General features: G+C 74.4%; 19 protein-coding genes and 1 pseudogene. 7 read left to right on the forward strand and 13 right to left on the reverse strand.

Annotated elements, in window-relative coordinates:
• The first annotated feature begins 3 nt into the window (after window positions 1–3).
• Entirely contained in the window at window positions 4–813 is an 810-nt protein-coding gene (locus AC5WAM_RS11065) for a PaaX family transcriptional regulator (RefSeq protein WP_366793724.1), read from the forward strand.
• Here AC5WAM_RS11065 and AC5WAM_RS11070 read toward each other — a convergent pair.
• The gene (locus AC5WAM_RS11070) at window positions 803–3,106 is read right to left on the reverse strand and encodes a bifunctional salicylyl-CoA 5-hydroxylase/oxidoreductase (protein WP_495523557.1); all 2,304 of its coding nucleotides are present in this window, start codon (window positions 3,104–3,106) and stop codon (window positions 803–805) included. The two genes, AC5WAM_RS11065 and AC5WAM_RS11070, sit on opposite strands and share 11 nt — an antisense overlap.
• 2 nt (window positions 3,107–3,108) lie before the next feature.
• On the reverse strand, window positions 3,109–3,936 hold the full coding sequence (locus AC5WAM_RS11075) for an enoyl-CoA hydratase family protein (protein WP_030682496.1): 828 nt from the start codon (window positions 3,934–3,936) through the stop codon (window positions 3,109–3,111).
• 230 nt (window positions 3,937–4,166) lie between these two features.
• Here AC5WAM_RS11075 and AC5WAM_RS11080 point away from each other — a divergent pair, with 230 nt between their 5' ends.
• Window positions 4,167–4,586 (forward strand): ATP-binding protein, encoded by a 420-nt coding sequence (locus tag AC5WAM_RS11080; RefSeq protein WP_366793722.1) that lies wholly within the window; start codon window positions 4,167–4,169, stop codon window positions 4,584–4,586.
• 7 nt (window positions 4,587–4,593) lie between these two features.
• On the opposite strand, the gene argF is transcribed toward AC5WAM_RS11080, so the two are convergent.
• The 7 genes from argF to AC5WAM_RS11115 form a co-directional block, all read right to left on the reverse strand.
• Window positions 4,594–5,607 (reverse strand): ornithine carbamoyltransferase, encoded by a 1,014-nt coding sequence (gene argF, locus AC5WAM_RS11085; protein ID WP_366793721.1) that lies wholly within the window; start codon window positions 5,605–5,607, stop codon window positions 4,594–4,596.
• Window positions 5,608–5,727: 120 nt separating this feature from the next.
• Complete coding sequence (locus AC5WAM_RS11090; protein WP_366793720.1) at window positions 5,728–6,957, reverse strand: arginine deiminase; 1,230 nt, start codon at window positions 6,955–6,957, stop codon at window positions 5,728–5,730.
• A gap of 169 nt (window positions 6,958–7,126) precedes the next feature.
• Window positions 7,127–9,652: a polynucleotide kinase-phosphatase gene (locus tag AC5WAM_RS11095; RefSeq protein ID WP_495522498.1), complete on the reverse strand. Its 2,526-nt coding sequence runs from the start codon at window positions 9,650–9,652 to the stop codon at window positions 7,127–7,129.
• Complete coding sequence (locus AC5WAM_RS11100) at window positions 9,649–11,139, reverse strand: 3' terminal RNA ribose 2'-O-methyltransferase Hen1 (RefSeq protein ID WP_366793718.1); 1,491 nt, start codon at window positions 11,137–11,139, stop codon at window positions 9,649–9,651. Before AC5WAM_RS11100 ends, AC5WAM_RS11095 begins: the two co-directional genes overlap by 4 nt.
• 226 nt (window positions 11,140–11,365) lie before the next feature.
• Window positions 11,366–12,289, reverse strand: a complete 924-nt coding sequence (locus AC5WAM_RS11105) for an RNA polymerase sigma-70 factor (protein ID WP_366793717.1) — start codon at window positions 12,287–12,289, stop codon at window positions 11,366–11,368.
• 62 nt (window positions 12,290–12,351) lie between these two features.
• On the reverse strand, window positions 12,352–12,825 hold the full coding sequence (locus AC5WAM_RS11110) for a carboxymuconolactone decarboxylase family protein (protein WP_495522499.1): 474 nt from the start codon (window positions 12,823–12,825) through the stop codon (window positions 12,352–12,354).
• 116 nt (window positions 12,826–12,941) lie between these two features.
• A complete protein-coding gene (locus tag AC5WAM_RS11115) occupies window positions 12,942–13,865 on the reverse strand; it encodes an LLM class F420-dependent oxidoreductase (protein WP_366793715.1) in 924 nt (307 codons plus the stop codon).
• A 265-nt stretch (window positions 13,866–14,130) separates the two neighbouring features.
• On the opposite strand from AC5WAM_RS11115, the gene AC5WAM_RS11120 reads away from it, so the two are divergent.
• Complete coding sequence (locus tag AC5WAM_RS11120) at window positions 14,131–14,349, forward strand: hypothetical protein (RefSeq protein WP_138962276.1); 219 nt, start codon at window positions 14,131–14,133, stop codon at window positions 14,347–14,349.
• 104 nt (window positions 14,350–14,453) lie between these two features.
• On the opposite strand, the gene AC5WAM_RS11125 is transcribed toward AC5WAM_RS11120, so the two are convergent.
• The 4 genes from AC5WAM_RS11125 to AC5WAM_RS11140 all read right to left on the reverse strand — a co-directional run bounded on the left by AC5WAM_RS11125 (window position 14,454) and on the right by AC5WAM_RS11140 (window position 17,354).
• Complete coding sequence (locus AC5WAM_RS11125; protein ID WP_495522500.1) at window positions 14,454–14,954, reverse strand: DUF6099 family protein; 501 nt, start codon at window positions 14,952–14,954, stop codon at window positions 14,454–14,456.
• A gap of 339 nt (window positions 14,955–15,293) precedes the next feature.
• Complete coding sequence (locus AC5WAM_RS11130; protein WP_366793713.1) at window positions 15,294–15,617, reverse strand: nucleotide pyrophosphohydrolase; 324 nt, start codon at window positions 15,615–15,617, stop codon at window positions 15,294–15,296.
• 13 nt (window positions 15,618–15,630) lie between these two features.
• Window positions 15,631–16,830: an AAA family ATPase gene (locus tag AC5WAM_RS11135; protein ID WP_366793712.1), complete on the reverse strand. Its 1,200-nt coding sequence runs from the start codon at window positions 16,828–16,830 to the stop codon at window positions 15,631–15,633.
• A gap of 143 nt (window positions 16,831–16,973) precedes the next feature.
• Window positions 16,974–17,354 carry a cell division protein SepF gene (locus AC5WAM_RS11140; RefSeq protein ID WP_030682464.1) on the reverse strand — a complete coding sequence of 127 codons (381 nt, stop codon included), beginning with the start codon at window positions 17,352–17,354 and terminating at the stop codon, window positions 16,974–16,976.
• A 187-nt stretch (window positions 17,355–17,541) separates the two neighbouring features.
• Between AC5WAM_RS11140 and AC5WAM_RS11145 the strand changes: the two genes are divergently transcribed.
• The 4 genes and pseudogenes from AC5WAM_RS11145 to AC5WAM_RS11160 form a co-directional block, all read left to right on the forward strand.
• Window positions 17,542–17,763 (forward strand): hypothetical protein, encoded by a 222-nt coding sequence (locus tag AC5WAM_RS11145; RefSeq protein ID WP_138962272.1) that lies wholly within the window; start codon window positions 17,542–17,544, stop codon window positions 17,761–17,763.
• Window positions 17,763–20,045, forward strand: a complete 2,283-nt coding sequence (locus AC5WAM_RS11150; protein WP_495522501.1) for a heavy metal translocating P-type ATPase — start codon at window positions 17,763–17,765, stop codon at window positions 20,043–20,045. The genes AC5WAM_RS11145 and AC5WAM_RS11150 overlap by 1 nt, the downstream gene beginning before the upstream one ends.
• A complete protein-coding gene (locus AC5WAM_RS11155; RefSeq protein ID WP_495522502.1) occupies window positions 20,042–20,536 on the forward strand; it encodes a copper chaperone PCu(A)C in 495 nt (164 codons plus the stop codon). The genes AC5WAM_RS11150 and AC5WAM_RS11155 overlap by 4 nt, the downstream gene beginning before the upstream one ends.
• Before the next feature lie 117 nt (window positions 20,537–20,653).
• Window positions 20,654–21,283, forward strand: a pseudogene (locus tag AC5WAM_RS11160) (ATP-binding cassette domain-containing protein); the annotation flags it as partial.
• Window positions 21,284–21,350 lie beyond the last annotated feature (67 nt).

A 21,350-nucleotide genomic window follows, 5' to 3' on the forward strand; every position in this document is an offset into this window, starting at 1 on the left:
CACGTGTCCGAGCAACACGCCCCCAGGTCCCTGATCGTCACGTTCTACGGCGCGTACGGCCGGGCGGCCCCCGGCCCCGTCGCGGTCGCCGAACTCGTCCGCCTCCTCGCGCCGGTGGGCGTGGACGCGCCGTCCGTCCGCTCCTCGGTGTCCCGCCTCAAGCGGCGCGGGCTCCTCGTGCCCGCGCGCACGTCCGGCGGAGCCGCGGGGTACGAGCTGTCCGCGGAGGCGCGGCAGCTCCTCGACGACGGCGACCGGCGCATCTACCCGGCCGCGGGCGGACACCGCGACGGCGGCTGGGTGCTCGCCGTGTTCTCCGTCCCGGAGGCGGAGCGCAACAAGCGGCACGTGCTGCGCTCGCGCCTGGCGGGCCTCGGCTTCGGCACGGCCGCGCCGGGCGTCTGGATCGCCCCCGCCCGCCTCCACGACGAGACCCGGCACACCCTGGAGCGCCTCGGCCTCACGGCGTACGTCGACCTCTTCCGGGGCGAGCACCTGGGCTTCACCCCCACCGCCGAGGCGGTGGCGCGCTGGTGGGACCTCTCCGCCATCGCCAAGGAGCACGAGGCCTTCCTCGACCGCCACGGCCCGGTCCTGCGCGCCTGGCACGCCCGCCCCGACACGCCCCCGGAACAGGCCTACCGCGACTACCTCCTGGCCCTCGACACCTGGCGCCACCTCCCCTACGTCGACCCGGGCCTGCCCCCGGAACTCCTCCCGGCGTACTGGCCGGGCACCCGCTCGGCGGAGGTCTTCCAGGGCCTGCACGACCGCCTCCACCGGGCGGGCTCGGAGTTCGTGCTCAGAGGCTGAGCCGCGGCTTCGGGGCGTCCGTGCGGCCCGTCTGGGGGCGGCGGCTGCCGGCCCGGTAGGGGTGCGGCCAGGGGGCGGCGGGGCCCTGGTAGTCCTGCTCGGCGGCCGCGTGCAGGGTCCAGTGGGGGTCGTACAGGTGCGGGCGGGCCAGGGCGCAGAGGTCGGTGCGGCCCGCGAGGAGCAGGGAGTTGACGTCGTCCCAGGACGAGATGGCCCCGACCGCGATCACGGGGACGCCGGTCTCGTTGCGGATGCGGTCCGCGTACGGCGTCTGGTACGAGCGGCCGTAGGCGGGGGCGTCGTCGGAGACCACCTGGCCCGTGGAGACGTCGATCGCGTCGGCGCCGTGGGCCGCGAAGGCGCGGGCGAGCGCCACGGCGTCGTCGGCCGTGGTGCCGCCCTCGGCCCAGTCCGTGGCGGAGACGCGGACCGTCATCGGCCGGTCGGCGGGCCACGCCTCGCGCACCGCGTCGAAGACCTCCAGGGGGAAGCGCAGCCGGGCCTCCAGGGAGCCGCCGTACGCGTCCGTGCGGCGGTTGGTGAGCGGGGACAGGAAGCCGGAGAGCAAGTAGCCGTGCGCGCAGTGGAGTTCCAGGAGGTCGAAGCCGCAGCGCGCCGCCCGCCGGGCCGCGGCGACGAACTCCTCGCGCAGCGCGGGCAATTCGTCGGCCCGCAGGGCGTGCGGGATCTGACTGCGCGAGGTGTACGGCAGCGCGGACGGGGCCACCAGGGGCCAGTTGCCCTCCTCCAGGGGCTCGTCGATGCCCTCCCACATGAGCTTGGTGGAGCCCTTGCGGCCCGCGTGGCCCAGCTGGACCCCGAAGGCGGTGCCGGGCGACTGGTCGTGCACGAAGTCCGCGATGCGCGCCCAGGCGTCGGCCTGCTCGTCGGTGTAGAGCCCGGCGCAGCCGGGGGTGATGCGGCCGCGCTCGCTCACGCACACCATCTCGGTCATGACGAGGCCCGCCCCGCCGAGGGCCCGCGCGCCCAGGTGGACCAGGTGGAAGTCGCCGGGGACGCCGTCCTGCGCGGAGTACATGTCCATCGGGGAGACGACGACGCGGTTGCGCAGGGTGAGGCCGCCGAGGGTGAAGGGGGTGAACATGGGCGGTGTGCCCTCGGGGCAGCCGAAGTCCCGCTCCACCGCCGCCGTGAACCGCTCGTCGCGCAGGCGCAGGTTGTCGTGGGTGACGCGGCGGCTGCGGGTGAGCAGGTTGAAGGCGAACTGCCTCGGCGGCTGGCCGAGGTAGAGCGGAAGCTCCTCGAACCACTGGAGGCTGGCCTGCGCGGCGCGCTGTGTGGACGCCACGACCGGGCGGCGCTCGGCCTCGTACGCCGCGAGCGCGCGCGGGACGTCCGGCTGCTCCTGGAGGCAGGCCGCGAGGGCGAGCGCGTCCTCGACGGCGAGCTTCGTCCCGGAGCCGATGGAGAAGTGCGCGGTGTGCGCCGCGTCGCCGAGCAGCACCGTGTTGCCGTGCGACCAGCGGTCGTTGACGACCGTACGGAAGGTCAGCCAGGAGGAGTTGTTCGAGCGCAGGCCGCGGCCGTGCAGGGCGTCCGCGAAGACCTTCGCGCAGCGGTCGATCGACTCGGCGGCATCGGCGTCGGCGAAGCCCGCCGCCCGCCAGACCTCCTCGCGCATCTCGACGATCACGGTGGACTCGTCCGCCGAGAACGGATAGCCGTGCAGCTGCATCACGCCGTGCTCGGTCTCGGCGATCTCGAAGCGGAACGCGTCGAAGGCGAAGTCGGCGGCCAGCCAGATGTAGCGGCAGCGGTGGCTGGTGACGGCGGTCCTGAAGACGTCCGCGTGCGCCTCGCGGGTCAGGCTGTGCACCCCGTCCGCCGCGACCACCAGGTCGTAGGCCGTCGCCAGCTCGGCCGCGGGCGGGGCCTCGGTGCGGAAGCGGAGGTCCACGCCCAGGTCGCGGCAGCGCTCGTGCAGCACGGCGAGCAGGCTCCGGCGGCCGAGCGCCGCGAAGCCGTGGCCGCCGGAGGTGTGCCGGGTGCCGCGGTGCACGATGTCGATGTCGTCCCAGCGCACGAAGCGCTCCCGCAGGGCCGCGTAGACCACGGGGTCGGCGTGCTCGATGCCGCCGAGCGTCTCGTCGGAGAGGACCACGCCGAAGCCGAAGGTGTCGTCCGGGGCGTTCCGCTCCCAGACCGTGACCTCGCGCGCCGGGTCGAGGCGCTTGAGCAGGGCGGCGGCGTACAGGCCGCCGGGGCCGCCCCCGATGACGGCGACGCGGCGCACGGCGGAGGGCGCGGAGGCCGGGGTCGGCGCGGAGGCCATGGTCACCGCCCCCGCCACTTCGGGGCGCGCTTCGCGGTGAAGGCCGCGTGGAACTCGGCGTAGTCCTCGCCGTTCATGAGGAGCGCCTGGGTGGCCGCGTCCAGCTCCACGGAGGCCGCGAGCGGCATGTCGAGCTCCGCGGTGAGCAGGGCCTTGGTCTGCGCGTACGCCAGGGCCGGGCCCTCGGCCAGGCGGCGGGCGAGGGCGGCGGCGGCCTCGTCGGCCCTGCCCTCGTCGGTCAGCTCGCTGAGCAGGCCGATCCGCTCGGCCTCGGGGGCGCGCACCGGTTCGCCGAGCATCAGCAGCCGGGTGGCGTGCCCGAGCCCGACGACGCGCGGCAGCAGATACGCGGCGCCCATGTCGCCGCCGGACAGGCCGACCCTGGTGAACAGGAACGCGAACCGCGCCGACGGATCCGCGACCCGGAAGTCCGCGGCGAGCGCGAGGACCGCGCCCGCGCCCGCGGCCACCCCGTGCACGGCGGCGACCACGGGGAAGGGGCATTCGCGCAGCGCCCGCACGACCTGGCCGGTCATGCGGTTGAAGTCGAGCAGCTGGGCGGTGTCCATGGCGAGCGTGGCGCCGATGATCTCGTCCACGTCGCCGCCCGAGCAGAAGCCGCGGCCCTCGCCCGCGAGCACGAGGGCGCGTACGGACCGCGTGCGGGACAGCTCGGCGAGCAGGTCGCGCAGATCGGCGTACGCGCCGAAGGTGAGCGCGTTGAGCTTGTCGGGACGGGCGAGCGTGACGGTGGCGACGCCCTCGTCGACGGTCAGGCGCAGATGCTCCCACTCGGGGGTGCGGGCTGCGGAGCCGGTGAAGGGACTCATGACGTGCGGCCTCCTCGGCGGAGTGCGACGGGGCTTCCCTCTTCGAAGTTATCACCGTTCCATGACTGTCGTCACGAGTACGCGATATCAGCCGTGCGGAACGGGTCGCGCCAGGGGTGTCGGTGGTCCCGGGGCGGCCCGACCAAGGACCCTGTCGCCACTCCGCTTAGGATTCGTACGGTTGAAGGCAGGACCGCACCGGACCACCTGCTCGCCGAACGGACCCGCACTTGCCCGAGCCGCACTCCCCCGCAAGCTGGCGCATCGCGCTGCCGCACACGGTGGCCGCCGTGCCGATCGCGCGCGCCCTGGTCCGCACGGCACTCATCGACATCGGCTCCACGGCGGACACCGACACGGCCGAGCTGCTCACGGCGGAGCTGGTGGCCAACGCGGTGGAGCACGCGCCGGGGCACGCGCCGATAGAGCTGCTCATCGAGCTGCTGCCGACGCAGTGCCAGGTGGAGGTCCGGGACTCCAACCCCACCCCGCCCGGGGACCTCTCCGCCCCCGGCCCCGGCTGCGAGCCGGACCCCTGGCAGGAGCACGGCCGCGGCCTGCTCCTGATCCGCACCCTCAGCACGGCCTGCGGCCACCGCCCGACGGAGTCGGGCAAGGCGGTGTGGTTCACCCTGTCGGCCAGGCCCTAGCGGCGGCTCAGGCCAGCGTCGCCACGAGTACGGCCTTGATCGTGTGGAGGCGGTTCTCCGACTCGTCGAAGACGACCGAGTGGGGGGACTCGAAGACCTCGTCGCTGACCTCCAGCCAGCTCAGCCCGTGCCGCTCGCACAGCGCCCGCCCCAGCGTCGTGTCCAGGTCGTGGAAGGCCGGAAGGCAGTGCAGGAACCGCACGTCCGCGTTGCCGGTGGCGCGCAGGACGTCCATCGTCACGGCGTACGGCGCGAGGGCCCGGATGCGCTCGTCCCAGACCTCCGCGGGCTCCCCCATGGACAGCCAGACGTCGGTGGCGACGAAGTCCGCGCCCGCGACGCCCTCGGCGACCTCCTCGGTGAGCGTGATCCGGGCGCCGCTGGCCTCGGCGAGGCCCCGCGCCCGGGCGACCACGTGCTCGGCGGGCCAGTAGGCCCGGGGCGCCACGATCCGCACGTCCATGCCGAGCAGGGCGCCGGTGACCAGGTAGGAGTTGCCCATGTTGAAGCGGGCGTCGCCGAGGTAGGCGTACGCGATCCGCTCCAGGGGCTTGGCGCAGTGCTCGGTCATCGTGAGGACGTCGGCGAGCATCTGCGTGGGGTGCCAGTCGTCGGTCAGGCCGTTGTAGACGGGCACGCCCGCGTGGGCGGCGAGCGTCTCGGCCGTCGCCTGGGCGTCGCCCCGGTACTGGATCGCGTCGAACATCCGGCCGAGGACGCGGGCGGTGTCCTTCGCGGACTCCTTCTGCCCGATGTGCGAGGCCGAGGGGTCCATGTACGTCGTGGCCGCGCCCTGGTCGGCGGCGGCCACCTCGAAGGCGCAGCGCGTGCGCGTCGAGGCCTTCTCGAAGACCAGGGCGACGTTCTTGCCGCTCAGCCGCCGCTGCTCGCGCCCCTCGCGCTTGGCGGCCTTCAGCTCCGCGGCCAGCGCGAGCAGACCTCGGAACTCCTCGGCGGTGAAGTCCACCTCCTTGAGGAAGTGGCGGCCGGTGAGGTCGAGGCTGGTCGGGCCGTTCGCCATGGGGGCGCTCCTGGGGTGCGGATACGTGATGTTGGAAGTCTATACGACTGACCACAAATGTATGCACCCCCCTTCTCGGGGCCCTCCCGGGGCGCCCCGCCGGCTCCCGGCCCGCCCCGCTCAGCCGCCGACCGGGTCGCGCTCCACCGGGCAGCTCATGCAGCGCGGCCCGCCCCGGCCCCGGCCCAGCTCGCTGCCCGGGATCTCTATCACCTCGATGCCCTGCTTGCGCAGATACGTGTTGGTCGTCGCGTTCCGCTCGTAGGCGACGACGACGCCCGGCTCGACCGCGAGGACGTTGCAGCCGTCGTCCCACTGCTCGCGCTCGGCCGCGTGCACGTCCTGCGTGGCGGTCAGGACCCGGACGCGGTCCAGGCCGAGGGCCGCCGCGATCGCCCGGTGCATGTGCTCCGGCGGATGGTCGGTGACCTTCAGCTCGCGCTCGTCGACTCCCGGCTCGATGGTGTACGAGCGCAGCATGCCGAGCCCCGCGTACTGCGTGAACGTGTCCCCGTCGACCATCGTCATGACCGTGTCCAGGTGCATGAAGGCCCGGCGCTTGGGCATGTCGAGCGCCACGATCGTGCGCGCCGAGCCGGCCGCGAACAGCTTGTGCGCGAGCATCTCGACGGCCTGCGGCTTGGTGCGCTCGCTCATGCCGATGAGCACCGCGCCGTTGCCGATCACCAGGACGTCGCCGCCCTCGATGGTGGACGGGTAGTCGGCCTGCCCCTGCGACCAGACGTGGCCGACCTGGCCGTGGAAGAGCGGGTGGTGCTGGTAGATCGCCTCGAAGTGGACGGTCTCGCGCTGCCGCGCGGGCCAGCGCATCGCGTTGATCGACACGCCGTCGTAGATCCACGCGGAGGTGTCGCGCGTGAACAGGTGGTTGGGCAGCGGGCCGAGCAGGAAGTCGTCCAGGTCCATGCAGTGGAAGCGCACGGACGTGGGCTCCGGGTGCCGTTCCAGGTACTCCCGCTTCGTCATGCCGCCGACGAGGGCCTCCGCGAGCTCGCCGGACGGCAGCGCCTCGAAGGCGGCGCGCAGGTGGTCGGTGGCGAGCGGACCGTACTCCTTCTCGTCGAAGACGCGGTCCAGGACGAGCTGCCGGGCCGCGGGCACGTTCAGCACCTCGGTGAGCAGGTCACCGAAGAGATGGACCGTCACCCCCCGGTCGCGCAGGACGTCGGCGAAGCCGTCGTGCTCCTGTCTCGCCCGCCGCACCCACAGGACGTCGTCGAAGAGCAACGCGTCCTTGTTGGTGGGGGTCAGGCGCTTCAGCTCCAGGTCCGGGCGGTGCAGGATGACGCGGCGCAGCCGCCCGGCCTCGGAGTCGACGTGGAATCCCATGCCCCCATCCTCACCTCTCGACGGCCGGGACACGCGTCGAAGGCGCCCAGAACACGTCCAGAACACGTCACAACGCGCCGCGTTGCCGGTGCCCCGCCGGATGGCCCGCCCGGTGTCCCGCCGGGCAGGACGCCCGGCGGGACAGCGGTGCCGCACCAACCGCGGCAGGTCACAGACGCGGATCCACCGGTTCCGATTCCAGCGCGAGCACCGCGAACACCGCCTCGTGGACCCGCCACAGCGGCTCACCCGCCGCGAGCCGGTCGAGGGCCTCGACGCCGAGCGCGTACTCCCGGATCGCGAGCGAGCGCTTGTGGCCGAGGACGCGGCCGCGCAGCTTCGCGAGGTTCTCCGGGCGCGTGTACTCCGGCCCGTAGATGATCCGCAGGTACTCCCGGCCCCGGCACTTGATGCCCGGCTGGACCAGACGGCCCCGGCCGTCGCGGACCAGGGCGCCGACCGGCTTGACGACCATGCCCTCGCCGCCGCGCCCGGTCATCTCCAGCCACCAGTCGACGCCCGCGCGCACCGACTCCTCGTCGCCCGTGTCCACGTACAGGCGGCGCGTGGTGCGCAGCAGGCCCGAGCCGTCGTGCTCCACCATGCGGTCGATCAGGGCCAGTTGCTCGTCGTGCGGCAGCGCGGCCAGGCTCCGGCCCTGGACGGCGAGGATCTGGAACGGCGCCAGGTGCACGCCGTCGAGCCCGTCGGTCGGCCAGCAGTAGCGGCGGTAGGCGTCGGTGAACGCGGCCGCGTCCGCCGCCCGTTCGCGCTGCGCGTCCAGCAGGTCGCCGACGTCGACACCGCGCCCGACGGCCGCCTCCAGGGCGTTCAGGGCGTCCGGGAAGGCCGCCCCGGACGCGGCGCCCACGGCGGCGTACTGGGTGCGCAGCAGGCCCGTGGCCTTCAGCGACCAGGGCAGCAGCTCGGCGTCGAGCAGCAGCCAGTCGGTGTCCAGCTCCGCCCACAGACCGGCCGCGCCCACGGCGGCCCGCAGCCGGTCGAGGACCTCCTCGGTCATCGCCGGGTCGTCGAAGAAGGGGCGCCCGGTGCGGGTGTAGAGCGAGCCCGTCGGCCCGTCCACGCCGAACCGCTCGCGCGCGGCCGCCGCGTCCTTGCAGACCAGGACCACGGCGCGGGAGCCCATGTGCTTCTCCTCGCACACCACCCGCGCGACCCCGTCCGCCGCGTACTGCGCGAACGCCTCGGCGGGGTGCTCCAAGTAGCCCTCGCGCTGCGAGGTCGCCGTGGGCGCCATCGTCGGCGGCAGATACGGCACCAGGCGCGGGTCGGCCGCGAAGCGGCTCATGACCTCCAGGGCCGCCGCGGCGTTCTCCTCGCGCACGGTCACGCGTCCGGCGTTGCGGGTCTCCACGGCCCTGCGGCCGTGCACGTCGCCGAGGTCGAGGGGGCGCCCGTCGTGTCCGCCGGGCGCGTCGGTGCGCAGCGGCCGCACCGGTTCGTACCAGACCTTCTCAGCCGGTACGTCGACCAGTTCGCGCTCGGGCCAGCGCAGGGCGGTGAGCTTGCCGCCGAAGACCGCGCCGGTGTCCAGGCAGATGGTGTTGTTCAGCCAGGTCGCCGTCGGCACGGGCGTGTGGCCGTACACGACGGCCGCCCGGCCGCGGTACTCCTCGGCCCACGGGTAGCGCACGGGCAGGCCGAACTCGTCGGTCTCGCCCGTCGTGTCGCCGTACAGCGCGTGCGAGCGGACCCGGCCCGAGGTGCGGCCGTGGTACTTCTCGGGCAGCCCGGCGTGGCAGACGACGAGCCTGCCGCCGTCCAGGACGTAGTGGCTGACGAGTCCGTCCACGAACTCCCGCACCCGGGTACGGAACTCCTCGCTCTCGCCGTCCAGCTGCGCGATCGTCTCCGCGAGGCCGTGCGTGTGCTGGACCTTGCGGCCCTTGAGGTGGCGGCCGAGCTTGTTCTCGTGATTGCCGGGCACGCACAGGGCGCTGCCCGCGGCGACCATGGACATGACGCGGCGCAGGACGCCCGGTGTGTCCGGGCCGCGGTCGACGAGGTCGCCGACGAAGACGGCCGTGCGGCCCTCGGGGTGGACGCCGTCGACGTAGCCGAGCCGGGTCAGCAGGGACTCCAGCTCGCTCGCGCAGCCGTGGACGTCGCCGACGATGTCGAACGGGCCGGTGAGGTGGGTGAGGTCGTTGAAGCGCCGCTCGGTGACGACCTCGGCCGCCTCGGCCTCCTCGGCGCCCCTGAGGACGTGCACCTTGCGGAAGCCCTCGCGCTCCAAGTGCCGCAGCGAGCGCCTGAGTTCGCGGGTGTGCCGCTGGATGACGCGGCGCGGCAGGTCGGCGCGGTCGGTCCGGGACGCGTTGCGCGCGGCGCACACCTCCTCGGGCACGTCGAGCACGATGGCGATGGGCAGCACGTCGTGCCGTCTGGCCAGCTCGACCAGCTGCTTACGGCTCTCGCTCTGCACGTTGGTGGCGTCGACGACGGTGCGGCGGCCCGCGGCGAGGCGCTTGCCCGCGATGTAGTGCAGCACGTCGAAGGCGTCGCGGCTCGCGCTCTGGTCGTTCTCGTCATCGGCGACGAGGCCGCGGCAGAAGTCCGACGAGATCACCTCGGTCGGCTTGAAGTGCCGCCGCGCGAACGTCGACTTGCCGGAGCCCGACGCGCCGATGAGCACAACGAGGGAGAGGTCGGTGACGGAGAGGGTCCTGGTCATGCCGCCGTCACCTCCTGGGTGCGGTCGCCGCTGTGGCCCGCGGGCCGATCGCCCCGGGTGAACACCGCCATCTGCGTGGGCGGCCCCACCTCGGGGTCGTCCGGCCCGACGGGCGTGAACGCGACCTCGTAGCCGTGCTGCCCGGCGACGGACTCCGCCCACTGCCGGAACTCGGCGCGGGTCCACTCGAAGCGGTGGTCGCCGTGGCGGACGTGGCCCGCCGGAAGGGATTCCCAGCGCACGTTGTACTCCACGTTCGGCGTGGTCACCAGGACGGTGCGGGGGCGGGCCGAGCCGAACACCGCGTACTCCAGGGCGGGCAGCCGCTCCAGGTCGACGTGCTCGACGACCTCGCTGAGCACGGCCGCGTCGTACCCCTTCAGGCGCTTGTCCGTGTACGCCAGGGAGCCCTGGAACAGCTCCACGCGCTCGGCCCGGCGCTCGCCCATGCGCTCCAGCTTCAGCCGCCGCGCCGCCACGGTGAGCGCGCGCATCGACACGTCGACGCCCACGACCTTGGTGAACCGCACGTCCTTGAGCAGGGCCTGCACCAGCTGGCCCTGCCCGCAGCCGAGGTCGAGCACCCGGGCCGCGCCCGCGTCCTCGAGGGCCGCGAGGATCGCCTCGCGGCGCCGCACGGCGAGGGGCACCGGCTGCTCCTCGGTGTCGACGTCCTCGTTCACGGCGTTGTCGATCTCCGTGACGTCGCGGTCGTCCGCGTCGGCGAGCCGCACCAGCTCCAGGCGCTCCATCGCCTCGCGCGTGAGCGACCAGCGACGGGACAGATAGCGGCTGGTGATCAGCTTCTGCTCCGGGTGCTCCGCGAGCCAGCCCTCACCGGCGCGCAGGAGCTTGTCGACCTCGTCGGCCGAGACCCAGTAGTGCTTGGCGTCGTCGAGCACCGGAAGCAGCACGTACAGGTGGCGCAGCGCCTCGCTCAGCCTGAGCGTGCCGTCCGGCGCGTCCAGGACGAGGCGCACGTACCGCGAGTCGCCCCACTGCGGGAAGCGCTCGTCCAGCGGCACCGGCTCGGCGCGCACCGTCCAGCCCAGCGGCTCGAACAGGGCGCGCACCAGGCCGGGCCCGCCGCGCGCGGGCAGCGCGGGCACCTCCACGCGCAGCGGAAGGGGCTGCCCCGGGCGCTCGGGCAGGGCCTTGCACACGCCGCGCAGGGCGCTGGAGAACACCGTGCTGAGCGCCACGGCGAGCAGCGAAGAGGCGGCGTACGGACGGTCGTTCACATACTGCCCGAGGGCCGCGTCCGGCGCGCCGCCGCGGCCCTTGCCCCGCCGCACGAGCGCCAGTGGATCCACTTCGAGCAGCAGCGCCGCCGTGCAGCGCTCGTCGCTCGCCTCGGGGTAGAAGACGTGCGCGCGCCCGTAGGACGTGGAGAACGCCTGTGCCTTGCCGGGATGCTTGTGCAGCAGGAACCCGAGGTCGGTCGCGGGGCGTTCGGGGCTGCCGGTCGTGCTGATCGTCAGGAACACGGTGGGTCTGCCTTGGTATCGGCTCGGATCGGACGGGCGCGCGTGGGCGATCACGGCTGGGTCCTTCCCCGGCCCTCGTGTCCGTGCGTGTGCGCCGTCCGCGGTCAGCTCGCCGGTACGGCGCCCTCCCCCGGCGCGTCCGCCCAAACGTACCTCGAACAGCGCGAACGCACGCGGGCATTTCGGTGCGGCCGCTCCCGGTCCGGGGCCCACGGGCCCGGCGGGGTCAGCCGCGTCCGCTGCGGACCCGCTTGACCTCGCGGTCGACGGCCCAGGCGTCGGCGACCGGGCCGATGTGGCCGAGCTTGTCGGGGTTGACGACCGAGCGGATGGTCTGGATCCGCCCGTCGAGCACGTCGAGGGACAGGGTGTGCAGGACCTTGCCGTCGCGGTCGCGGACGACGGCGCCGGGCTGGCCGTTGATCTCGTGCGGCTCGCACGTCACGTCGATCCTGATCAGCCAGGGGAAGACCGTGCCGAGCAGCCGGGCCACGTTCTCCGCGCCCACGACGGCCCTGGCGAGCTGCGGGGCCTTCCCGCCGCCGTCCCCGACGAGCTGGACGTCGGCGGCGAGCAGGTTCTGCAGGCCGCCCACGTCGCCGTCCTTCAGCGCGTCGAAGAACCGCGACGCGAGCACCTGCCGCTCCGCGCGGTCCGCCTCGAACCGCGGCCGTCCGGCCTCCATGTGCTTGCGGGCCCGCACGAGCAGTTGCCGGCACGCGGCCTCCGAGCGGCCCACCGCGGAGGCGACCTCGTCGTACCCGAAGCCGAAGACCTCCCGCAACAGGAAGACCGCCCGCTCCAGCGGGCTGAGCCGCTCCAGGAGCAGCAGCGCCGCCATCGACACCGAGTCGGCCAGCTCCACCGCCCGCGCCGGGTCCTGATACGGGTCGCTGAGCAGCGGCTCGGGGAACCACGGGCCCACGTACTCCTCGCGCCGCACCCGCGCGGAGCGCAGCACGTCGATGGCGATCCGGGTCACCGTGGTGGACAGGAACGCCTTGGCCGAATCGGGCCGGGTCGGCGAGGCGTCGAAGCGCAGCCACGCCTCCTGCACCGCGTCCTCCGCCTCGCTCACGCTGCCCAGGATCCGGTAGGCGATCGAGAACAGCAGCGACCGCAGCTCCTCGAACTCCTCGACCTTGCTCACGCCGACTTCCCTCCCCCGGCCCGGGGCCCGCCGTCGGGCCCCGGGCATGGTGCTGTTGGTGCTCAGTGGAACTGCCCGGGCACGTAGTCGCCCGCGGGCTGCTGGGCGATGATATTCAGCCGGTTGGCCATGTTCATGAAGGAGACGTGCAGGGCGAGGACGGTGAGCTGCTCCTCGTCGTAGTGCTCGGCGGCGCGCGCCCACACCGCGTCGTCGATCCCGCCGGCCCCGTCCGCGACCCGGGTCGCCTCCTCGGCGAACTCCAGGGCGGCGCGCTCCGCCTCGGTGAAGACCGTGGCCTCCCGCCACGCCGCGACCAGGTGCAGGCGCACCGCGCTCTCACCGGCCGCGGCGGCCTCCTTGGTGTGCATGTCGAGGCAGACGGCGCAGCCGTTGATCTGGCTGACGCGCAGCGCCACCAGCTCCTGCGTCGCGGCGGGCAGCGGCGACTCCTTGATCGTCCTGCCCGCCGACATCACGTGCTTGAGCGCCTTCCCGGCGGTCGGGCTGCTGAAGTAGTCCAGTCGCGCGTCCATGGTGTGCTCCTCGGTGGTGGTCCGTGCCTACACCCCTGGAGACGAGGTGGCCCGGACCCCTGTGACATGGACGGATGTGACGTGGGTCTCCCGGCCGCCGGGCGCGGCGGCCGGGGCTACGACAGCTGCGACTGGACCTGCGAGGAGATCAGCTCCAGGTGGTCGAGGTCGGCCAGGTCCAGGCACTGGAGGTAGATCCGGCTCGCGCCGATCTCCGCGTACCGGCCGATCTTGTCGACGACCTCGGCCGGGGAGCCCGCGAGGCCGTTGGCCTTCAGCTCGTCGACCTCGCGGCCGATGACGGCGGCCCGACGGGCGACCTCCGCGTCGTCCTTGCCGACGCAGGCCACCAGGGCGCTGGAGTACACCAGGTCGCCGCCCTTGCGCCCGGCCTGCTCGGCGGCCTCGCGCACGCGCGCGAACTGGCGCTCGCTGTCCTGCACGGAGGCGAAGGGGATGTTGAACTCGTCGGCGTGGCGCGCGGCCAGGCGCGGGGTGCGCACGGCGCCGTGGCCGCCGATGAGGACCGGCACCCTGCGCTGCGCGGGCTTGGGCAGCGCGGGCGAGTCGGTCAGCTGGTAGTACGTGCCGTCGTACGAGAACGTCCGGCCCACGGGCGTGTCCCACAGGCCCGTCACGATCGCCAGCTGCTCCTCGAGGCGGGCGAACTTCTCCTTGGGGAAGGGGATGCCGTACGCCTTGTGCTCCTCCTCGAACCAGCCCGCGCCCAGGCCCAGTTCGACCCGGCCGCCCGACATCTGGTCGACCTGCGCGACCTGGACGGCGAGCACGCCGGGCAGCCGGAAGGTGCCGGCGGTCATCAGCGTGCCGAGCCGGATCCGCCGCGTCTCGCGGGCGAGCCCGGCGAGCGTGATCCAGGCGTCCGTGGGCCCGGGCAGGCCGTCGCCCGAGCCCATCTTCAGATAGTGGTCGGATCGGAAGAAGGCGTCGAAGCCGAGGTCCTCGGCGGCCTTGGCGACGGTGAGGAGGGTGTCGTAGGTGGCCCCCTGCTGGGGCTCCGTGAAGATGCGCAGATCCATGTCTCCATCCTGCACGCTCGAACGCCCGTCAACCTCGTCTGTCCCGCCGGTCCCCACCGGCACCGGTCGGGTGAAAGTCCGTCAACCCGGCGGCCGGGGCGGGTCCGTGCCAGTGACTACCCCGAGCCGGAGATCGTTGGCTCGGGCGGAGCCGGGCCGCCCGGCACCCGCGCCGGCGGCCACCGTCGGCGCGTCCGCCGCATGAACTGCCTCGTCGGGCCGGGACGCTTCCGCCCCGCGCGGGGCGCGGGCCGAGGAGGCCGTGATGTCCCAGGAAGCCGTGCCCGAGCAGGCGCGCGACCACGTCGTGCCAGAGCAGCAACGCGCCCTGCCCCCGGCCGGGCCGCAGGGCGCGCCCAAGGGCCTGCTGCAACAGATGGAAGAGTTGATGGCAGCGCTCAACGCGGATCTGACGCAACTGGACGCCGACCTTCAGCAGTCCACCCGGCCGCCCACGCCGGAGGGTGACCAGCACCGCGCCTGACCCCGCGGACCCAGCCCGCGCCCCCTGTGGGCGCTTCCCCCGAAGACCGGCGGCCCGTACATCCAGCGCTCTGTGTGCGGGCCGTCCGGCCGGACCGGGGGGCGTCAGCCCTCCAGGACCGTGCCGGTGCACTTCTCGCAGTCGCTCTCGTCCGACAGGGTCCGCTCGCGGGCCGCCAGTCTGCGGAGCATCTCCACCACGCGGTCCCTGGACTCGTCGGCCGCGTCGATCGACTCCATGCACTGCCAGTAAAGACCCTCGTCCTCGGCGCCCATCGCCACCGAGACGAGGGCGATCCCGGCCTCGGCGAGCAGGGCGCCGAGGCCGAGCAGCGTGTCGTGGGCGTCCCCTATCCCGGTCAGGCCCGCCGCCCGTATCTCCTCCGCCTGGGAGCGGGGCGGGTCCAGGAGGCCGCAGCCCCGGCTGCTCAGCTCGCTCAGGCCGAGCGCCTCGCCCCGTAACTCCGGCGGGCCCGCGACGGCGAGGCGATGCCCTATCGCCTGGGCCAGAGCCTGGGACTGCCACACCTCCGCCACGATGGCCGCGGGCTCCTGACTCCGCGCCAAGGCGCATCTCGTCGCCTCGATGAGCCTCATCGCATCCATGCGCCGTCCCCATTCATCCCGCGCCCACTCGCGGCACGTACACCAGAACTCCCTTGTTCACTACCCACAGTGAGCGCCTTCCGTTCGAAAAGCCAGAGGAAGCCTGAAATCTGTGGACAAAAATCTGAGTGTGGACAAGGCATCCACTCCGGAGAGTGACGAAGAGGTGTCTTTGGCCCTCTTTCCGCCTGTCCAACAGGTGGTGACAGCGGCGGACTTACGGGGTTGCTGGGCCCAGCGGATCGCCTGACGCCGGGCGCCCGCGGCCGTCGGGGCGTGCGCGGGGCGCCTCGCGAGGCGTGCGCCGCAGGGGGCCCGGGGCGTGCGCCGGGCGGCGCTTCAGGGCGCCGGGAACCGCTCCTCGTTCCGCTCGATCTTCGCCGCGAGCGCCTCGAGCGGGTCGACGCCGAGCACCGCGCAGAACTGGAGGAGGTAGGCGAGGACGTCCGCGACCTCGTCCGTGACGCGGTGGGCGGAGTCGGCGTCCTCCATGACGCGGGCCGACTCCTCCGGAGTCAGCCACTGGAAGATCTCCACGAGCTCGGAGGCCTCGACGCTGAGCGCGGCGGCCAGGTTCTTGGGCGTGTGGTACTGCTCCCAGCGCCGCGCGGCGGCGAACTCGGCCAGCCTGCGCTGCAGTCCCTCGATGTCTTGATCGGTCACGGACCCCAGTCAACTACATGCCGTGACATCGCGTCCGACCGAGGTTCACCACCGTGACGCCGTCGGCCGCCGCGGCCCAGGTGGCGTCCGCGACGGCCCCGATCAGGCGGATGTGCCCGCGCCCGCACGCACGGGCCGCGAGGTCCGCGAGGGCCCGCTTCTGCCGCTGGTCCAGGCAGCGGTCGAAGCCGTCGGCGAGGACGGTCAGGCTCTGGTACGCCTCCGGGACCTCCGCGACCGGGTCGACCTCGAGGACCCGGGGGCCGGTCAGCAGCACGAGCGCGAGCGCCAGATAGCGCAGTTCGCCGTCGCCGAGCCGCCCCACGCACGTCCGCACCCCGTCACCGCGGTCGAGCACGGCGCGCAGGGCGCCGTCGCCCGCCTGCTCGGACAGGACGTCGGCGACCGGACCCGCGCACCCGGCGCGCAGCGCGGCGACGAGCTGGGCGTGCCGGTTGCCGCACTCGGCGCGGGTGCGCCACAGGACTTCGGCGAGGTTGTCGCAGCCCCCGAGCAGCCGCCCCGCGCCCGCGAGCCCGTCCGCCCCCACCGCCACCGGCTCGCGCATCCGAGCGGGGCGCGGGTCGCAGGCGAACACCGACCGCAGTGCGACGACGACCTGCTCGGCGGCGGCGAGCACGAGCCGCTGCCCGTCGGTCTTGCCCGCGACGCGCAGCGGCAGCAGGGCCGTGCCGAGCCGGTCGTCGGGCAGCGGCGCGCGGGTGACCGGTGCGGCGCCGGCCGTGTGCCAGGAGGCCTGCACGGCGCGGCGGCCGGGGTCGCGCAGGGCGGTCTCCAGGAGGGTGAGCCCGTCGCGGGTCAGGCGCTCGCCCGCGATGCGCAGCTCCGGCTCGGCCTGCACGGCGACGTCGAGGCGGACGGGGCCCGCGGGGCCGTCGACGGTGCAGCCGATGCGGAAGCCGCGGCGGGCCTGGCCGTCGGCGCGGGCCCGCTCGGGCACGCAGCGGGCGGGCTGCGGGAACACGTCGGCGAGTTCGGCGCCCGCGCCGAGCAGCGCGAGCGCCTCGTACGCGCGCAGTGCACTGGTCTTGCCGCTGCCGCTCGGCCCCGAGAAGAGCGTGAGCGGGCCGAGCGGGAACGCGGCGGCCCGGTGCCCGGCGAAGGCGGAGAGCCGCAGTTCGGTGACGCGCGGCTTGTCCCGGGCCAGGGCCGCTGGATCCTGCGCGAACGTCCGGCGGGAGTGCACAGTCATGCACGGAAGCTAGGCCGAAGTGGATCAGGCGAACCGTTTTGCCCGGCCGACCTTCGCCCGATCGGGCGATCACCACCCAACGGGCCGTGTGAGCTGGGCGGTTGGGCTACGGAGCAGGCGCGCGGGACCCGCCGGGGGCCCGGTCAGACGGTGGCCGCCTCCACCAGGCCCTGCACCTCGGTGTCGGGCGGCGAGAGCAGGAAGACGTTCTTCTCCACCCGGTGCATGCCGCAGCCGAGGCCGAAGACGACGCCGCTGCTGAAGTCGAGGACCCGCTTGGCGGTCTCGGTCTCGGCGCCGCTGAGGTCGAGGAGGACGGGGATCTGCGCCATCAGGTTCTCGGCGACCTCGCGGGCGTCGGAGAAGACGTTGACGCGGGTGACGACGAAGCGCCGCCGGGTCTCGGTCTCGGCGTCGGGCAGCGAGCGGTGCCCCGGCCACGACGGCCATTCGTTGCGGCCGCGCAGCGGCACGACCTGCGCGAGCCCCTCCCACTGTTCGTCGGTGGCTTCGTTGCTGGTCACAGAGCAACCCCGTCCTGGCTCGTCCTCAACGTCTGTACCAGGCAATTCTTACGCCACTTCACCCGGTTGGCCCAATTGCGACACGAGGAGGACACCGCGGCGGGAACTTCTGCGCCCTCGCGCCCGACCACCTGCCCGGCGCCGGGTGTCCCCTGCCCGCGCCACCGTCTCAGCCTCGGGAGCGCCGATGCCCAGTCCGTCCAGACCGTCCGGGTCACCCCCGCCGCGCGCCTGGCGGCCGCCGCCCGCCCTGCTCGGGTTCCTCGCGCTGCTCGCCGTCGTCTTCGTCGTCGCCTACCAAGTGGGCGACTCCGTGGGACCGGTGGCGCCGGGCATGCGGTCCTCGACGTCCGACGGGGACGGCGGCTCCGGAGGCGGCCACGGCGGCGGGCACGGAGGGCACGGCTGATGGACACCGCCACCGGTACGGTCCCCGCGCCCGGGGTGACGACCACCGACCTGGTCGTCGGCGGCATGACCTGCGCCGCGTGCGTGAACCGCGTCGAGAAGCGGCTCGGCAGGCTCGACGGGGTCAGCGCGAGCGTCAACCTCGCCACCGGGCGGGCCCAGGTGACGCACCCGGCGGACATCGGCGCGCAGGAGCTGATCGCGGTCGTCGTACGGGCGGGCTACACGGCGGAGGTGCCCGCGCCGCCCGCGCCCGAGCGGGCGGCGGGCGGGGCCGCCGAGGACGACGGCGCGCGGGCCGAGCGCACCAGGCTGCTCGTCACCGCGCTGCTCTCGCTGCCGGTGCTTGCCCTGTCGATGGTGCCCGCCTGGCAGTTCCGCAACTGGCAGTGGCTGTGCTTCGTCCTCGCGGCACCGGTGGCGGTGTGGGGCGCCTGGCCCTTCCACCGGCGGGCGCTGCGGGGCCTCAGGCACGGGGCGGCCACCATGGACACCCTGGTGTCGCTCGGCGTCGCCGCGTCCTTCTCCTGGTCGGCGTACGCGCTGTTCCTCGGCGGGGCGGGCGAGCCGGGCATGCGGATGCCCTTCGCGTTCCTGCCGTCCGCCGGGGACGGGGCCGCGCACCTGTATCTGGAGGCGGCGGTCGGGGTGCCGCTCTCGGTGCTCGCCGGGCGGCTGTTGGAGGCACGGGCCCGCCACGGCACGGGCGCGGCGGTGCGCTCGCTGGCCGAACTCGCCGCCAAGGACGTGGCGGTGCGCGGCCCGGACGGCACCGAGCGGCGCGTACCCGTCGGGCTGCTGCGAGTGGGCCAGGAGTTCACCGTACGGCCCGGCGAGCGCGTCGCCACCGACGGGGTGGTGGTGTCGGGCGCGTCCGCGCTCGACGTGTCGCTCGTCACCGGCGAGAGCGAACCGGTGGAGGCCGCCCCCGGGCAGGCCGTCGTCGGCGGCGCGGTCAACGCGGGCGGCCTGCTCGTCGTCCGGGCCACCGCGGTCGGCGCGGACACCCAACTGGCGCGGATCACCAAGATGGTGACGGAGGCCCAGACCGGCAAGGCCCGCGCCCAGCGCCTCGCGGACGCCGCGGCGGGCGTGTTCGTGCCCGTGGTCCTCACCCTCGCGGTCACCGTGCTCGGCTTCTGGCTGGGCGCGGGGGCCGACCCGCAGGCCGCCGTGACCGCGGCCGTGGCGGCGCTCGTCGTCGCCTGCCCCTGCGCGCTCGGCCTCGCCACGCCCACCGCGCTGCTCGCCGCCACCGGGCGCGGCGCCCAGCTCGGCGTCCTGGTCAGCGGGCCGCGGGCCCTGGAGACGCTGCGGCGCGTCGACACCGTCGTCCTGGACAAGACCGGCACGCTCACCACCGGGAACATGACCGTCGCGCGCGTCACCGCCGTGCCCGGCGGCCTCGGCGAGGCCGCGGTGGTGCGGCTCGCCGGGGCCGTGGAGCAGGGCTCGGAGCATCCGCTGGGCCGCGCCCTGGTGGCGTACGCCCACCAGCGCCTGGAAGACGTGGCGTTGCCGCCGGTCGAGGGGTTCCTGGCGACGCCCGGCACCGGGGTCGGCGGTGTGGTGGAGGGCCGCCGCGTGGAGGTGCGCGTGCCCGACGACGCGCTGCCGGACGTGCTCGCCGCCGCGCTCGCCGAGGCGGAGGAGGCTGCCCGCACCGCCGTCCTCGTCCGCGTGGACGGCGTCGACGAGGCGGTCGTCGCCGTCGGCGACGTGCTGCGGCCCGGCAGCTACCGCGCCGTGGACCGGCTGCGGCGCCTCGGCGTCGAGCCGGTGCTCGCCACCGGCGACCGGGCGGCGACCGCGCGCGCCGTGGCCGCCGAACTCGGCATCGCCGAGGTGCACGCGCGCTGTACGCCCGAGGAGAAGGCCGAACTCGTCGGGCGGCTGCGCGCGGAGGGCCGCCGCGTCGCGGTGCTCGGCGACGGCGTGAACGACGCCGCCGCGCTCGCCCGCGCCGACCTGGGCATCGCCATGGGCTGCGGCACCGACGCGGCGATCGGCGCGGCCGACGTGACGCTCGCGGGCGGCGACATCGGCGCGGCCGCCGTGGCCGTCCGGCTCGCCCGGCGCACCCTGGCCACGATCCGCGCCAACCTCGTCTGGGCGTTCGGCTACAACGCGCTCGCCGTGCCGCTGGCCGCGGTGGGCCGCCTCGGCCCGATGACGGCGGCCGTCGCCATGTCCGCGAGCTCCCTGCTCGTGGTCGCCAACAGCCTGCGCCTGCGGACGTGGGAGCCGGTGCCGCGCGCGGCACGGGAGAGGAACCGCCGATGAACTCCCTGTACGCACGGCTGCGCCCCGGCCTGCTCGCCGCGCTCGCACCGGTCCTCGCCGCCGCGCTGACCCTGGGCGGGCTCACGGCCTGGGTCGCGGCCGGTGCCGCGGGCGGGCCCGCGCGGATCTCGGTGACGGACGGGCGGGTGTTCCTGACCTACGGCAGCGTCGCGGAGACCGCCGCGTTCTTCCGGATCACCAACTCCGGCGACTCCGACGACGTACTGGAGTCCGTGCGCTCGCCCGCCGCCGTCGACGTGATGCTCAGCCGGACCGTGGAGCGGCCGGGCCGCAACGTCGAGTCGATGCGGATGGTGGAGTCGGCGACCGTGCCCGCGGGCAGGCGGATCACCATGAAGCCCGACGGGCTCGACATCATGCTCCGCCCGAAGCGGGCCCTGCGGCTCGGCGCCGAGGTGCCGTTCGTCCTGACGTTCCGGCACAGCGGCGAGGTGCGGGTGACGGCCCTGGTGGTGCGGCCCGGCAGCTGAAGGCCGCTCGCACGGCGCGACCGGACCGGGACGTACGGGAACTGTGCGCGCCGCCCGTCCGACTACTGCCGCACACGGCGTGAGCCGAGGCGGCGGAAGGAAGGCGCGTGAGGGCCGATGGGCGGGCTTGAGGTACAGCTGCGCGACGTGACCTGCGGGCACGGGCGCGTGGTCGCCGTGGACGGCGTGGACCTGGAGGTCGCGGCGGGCGAGCGCGTGGCCCTGACCGGGACGAACGGCTCCGGCAAGTCCACGCTCCTGCGGGCCGTGCTGGGGCTGCACCGGCAGACCCGCGGCACGGTCCTCGTCGGCGGGCGCGGCACCCGCTCGGCCGCCGACCGGGCCTGGCGGCGGCGCGCCTGCGCGTGGGTGCCGCAGAAGCCCGCGACGGGCCGCTTCCCGCTGCTCGCGGGCGAGTTGCTGGACTCCAGCGGCGCCCCCGGCCCGGCGGCGGCCGCGGCGGACGGCCTCGGCGTCGGCGGGCTGCGCCGCAAGCCGCTGCACACCCTGTCCGGCGGCCAGCTCCAGCGGACCTATCTGGCGCGCGCGGTGGGCTGCGTCGCCGCCGGTGCCGGGGTGCTGCTCGCGGACGAGCCCACCGCCGCCCTGGACTTCGCGGGCCAGGAGGAGGCCGCCGGGCTGCTCACCTCGCTGCCCGTCACGCTCCTGGTCGTCACGCACGACCGGACGCTCGCCGCGGCGTGCGACCGCGTCCTGGACATGGCGGCGGGCCGCCTGCGCGAGGTGCCGCCTGCTGACCTAAGGCCGCGCGAGGTGCCGCCCTCCGGCCCGGGGCCGCGCGTGGTGCCGCCCA

The organism is Streptomyces sp. JLYT201 (assembly GCF_059448825.1).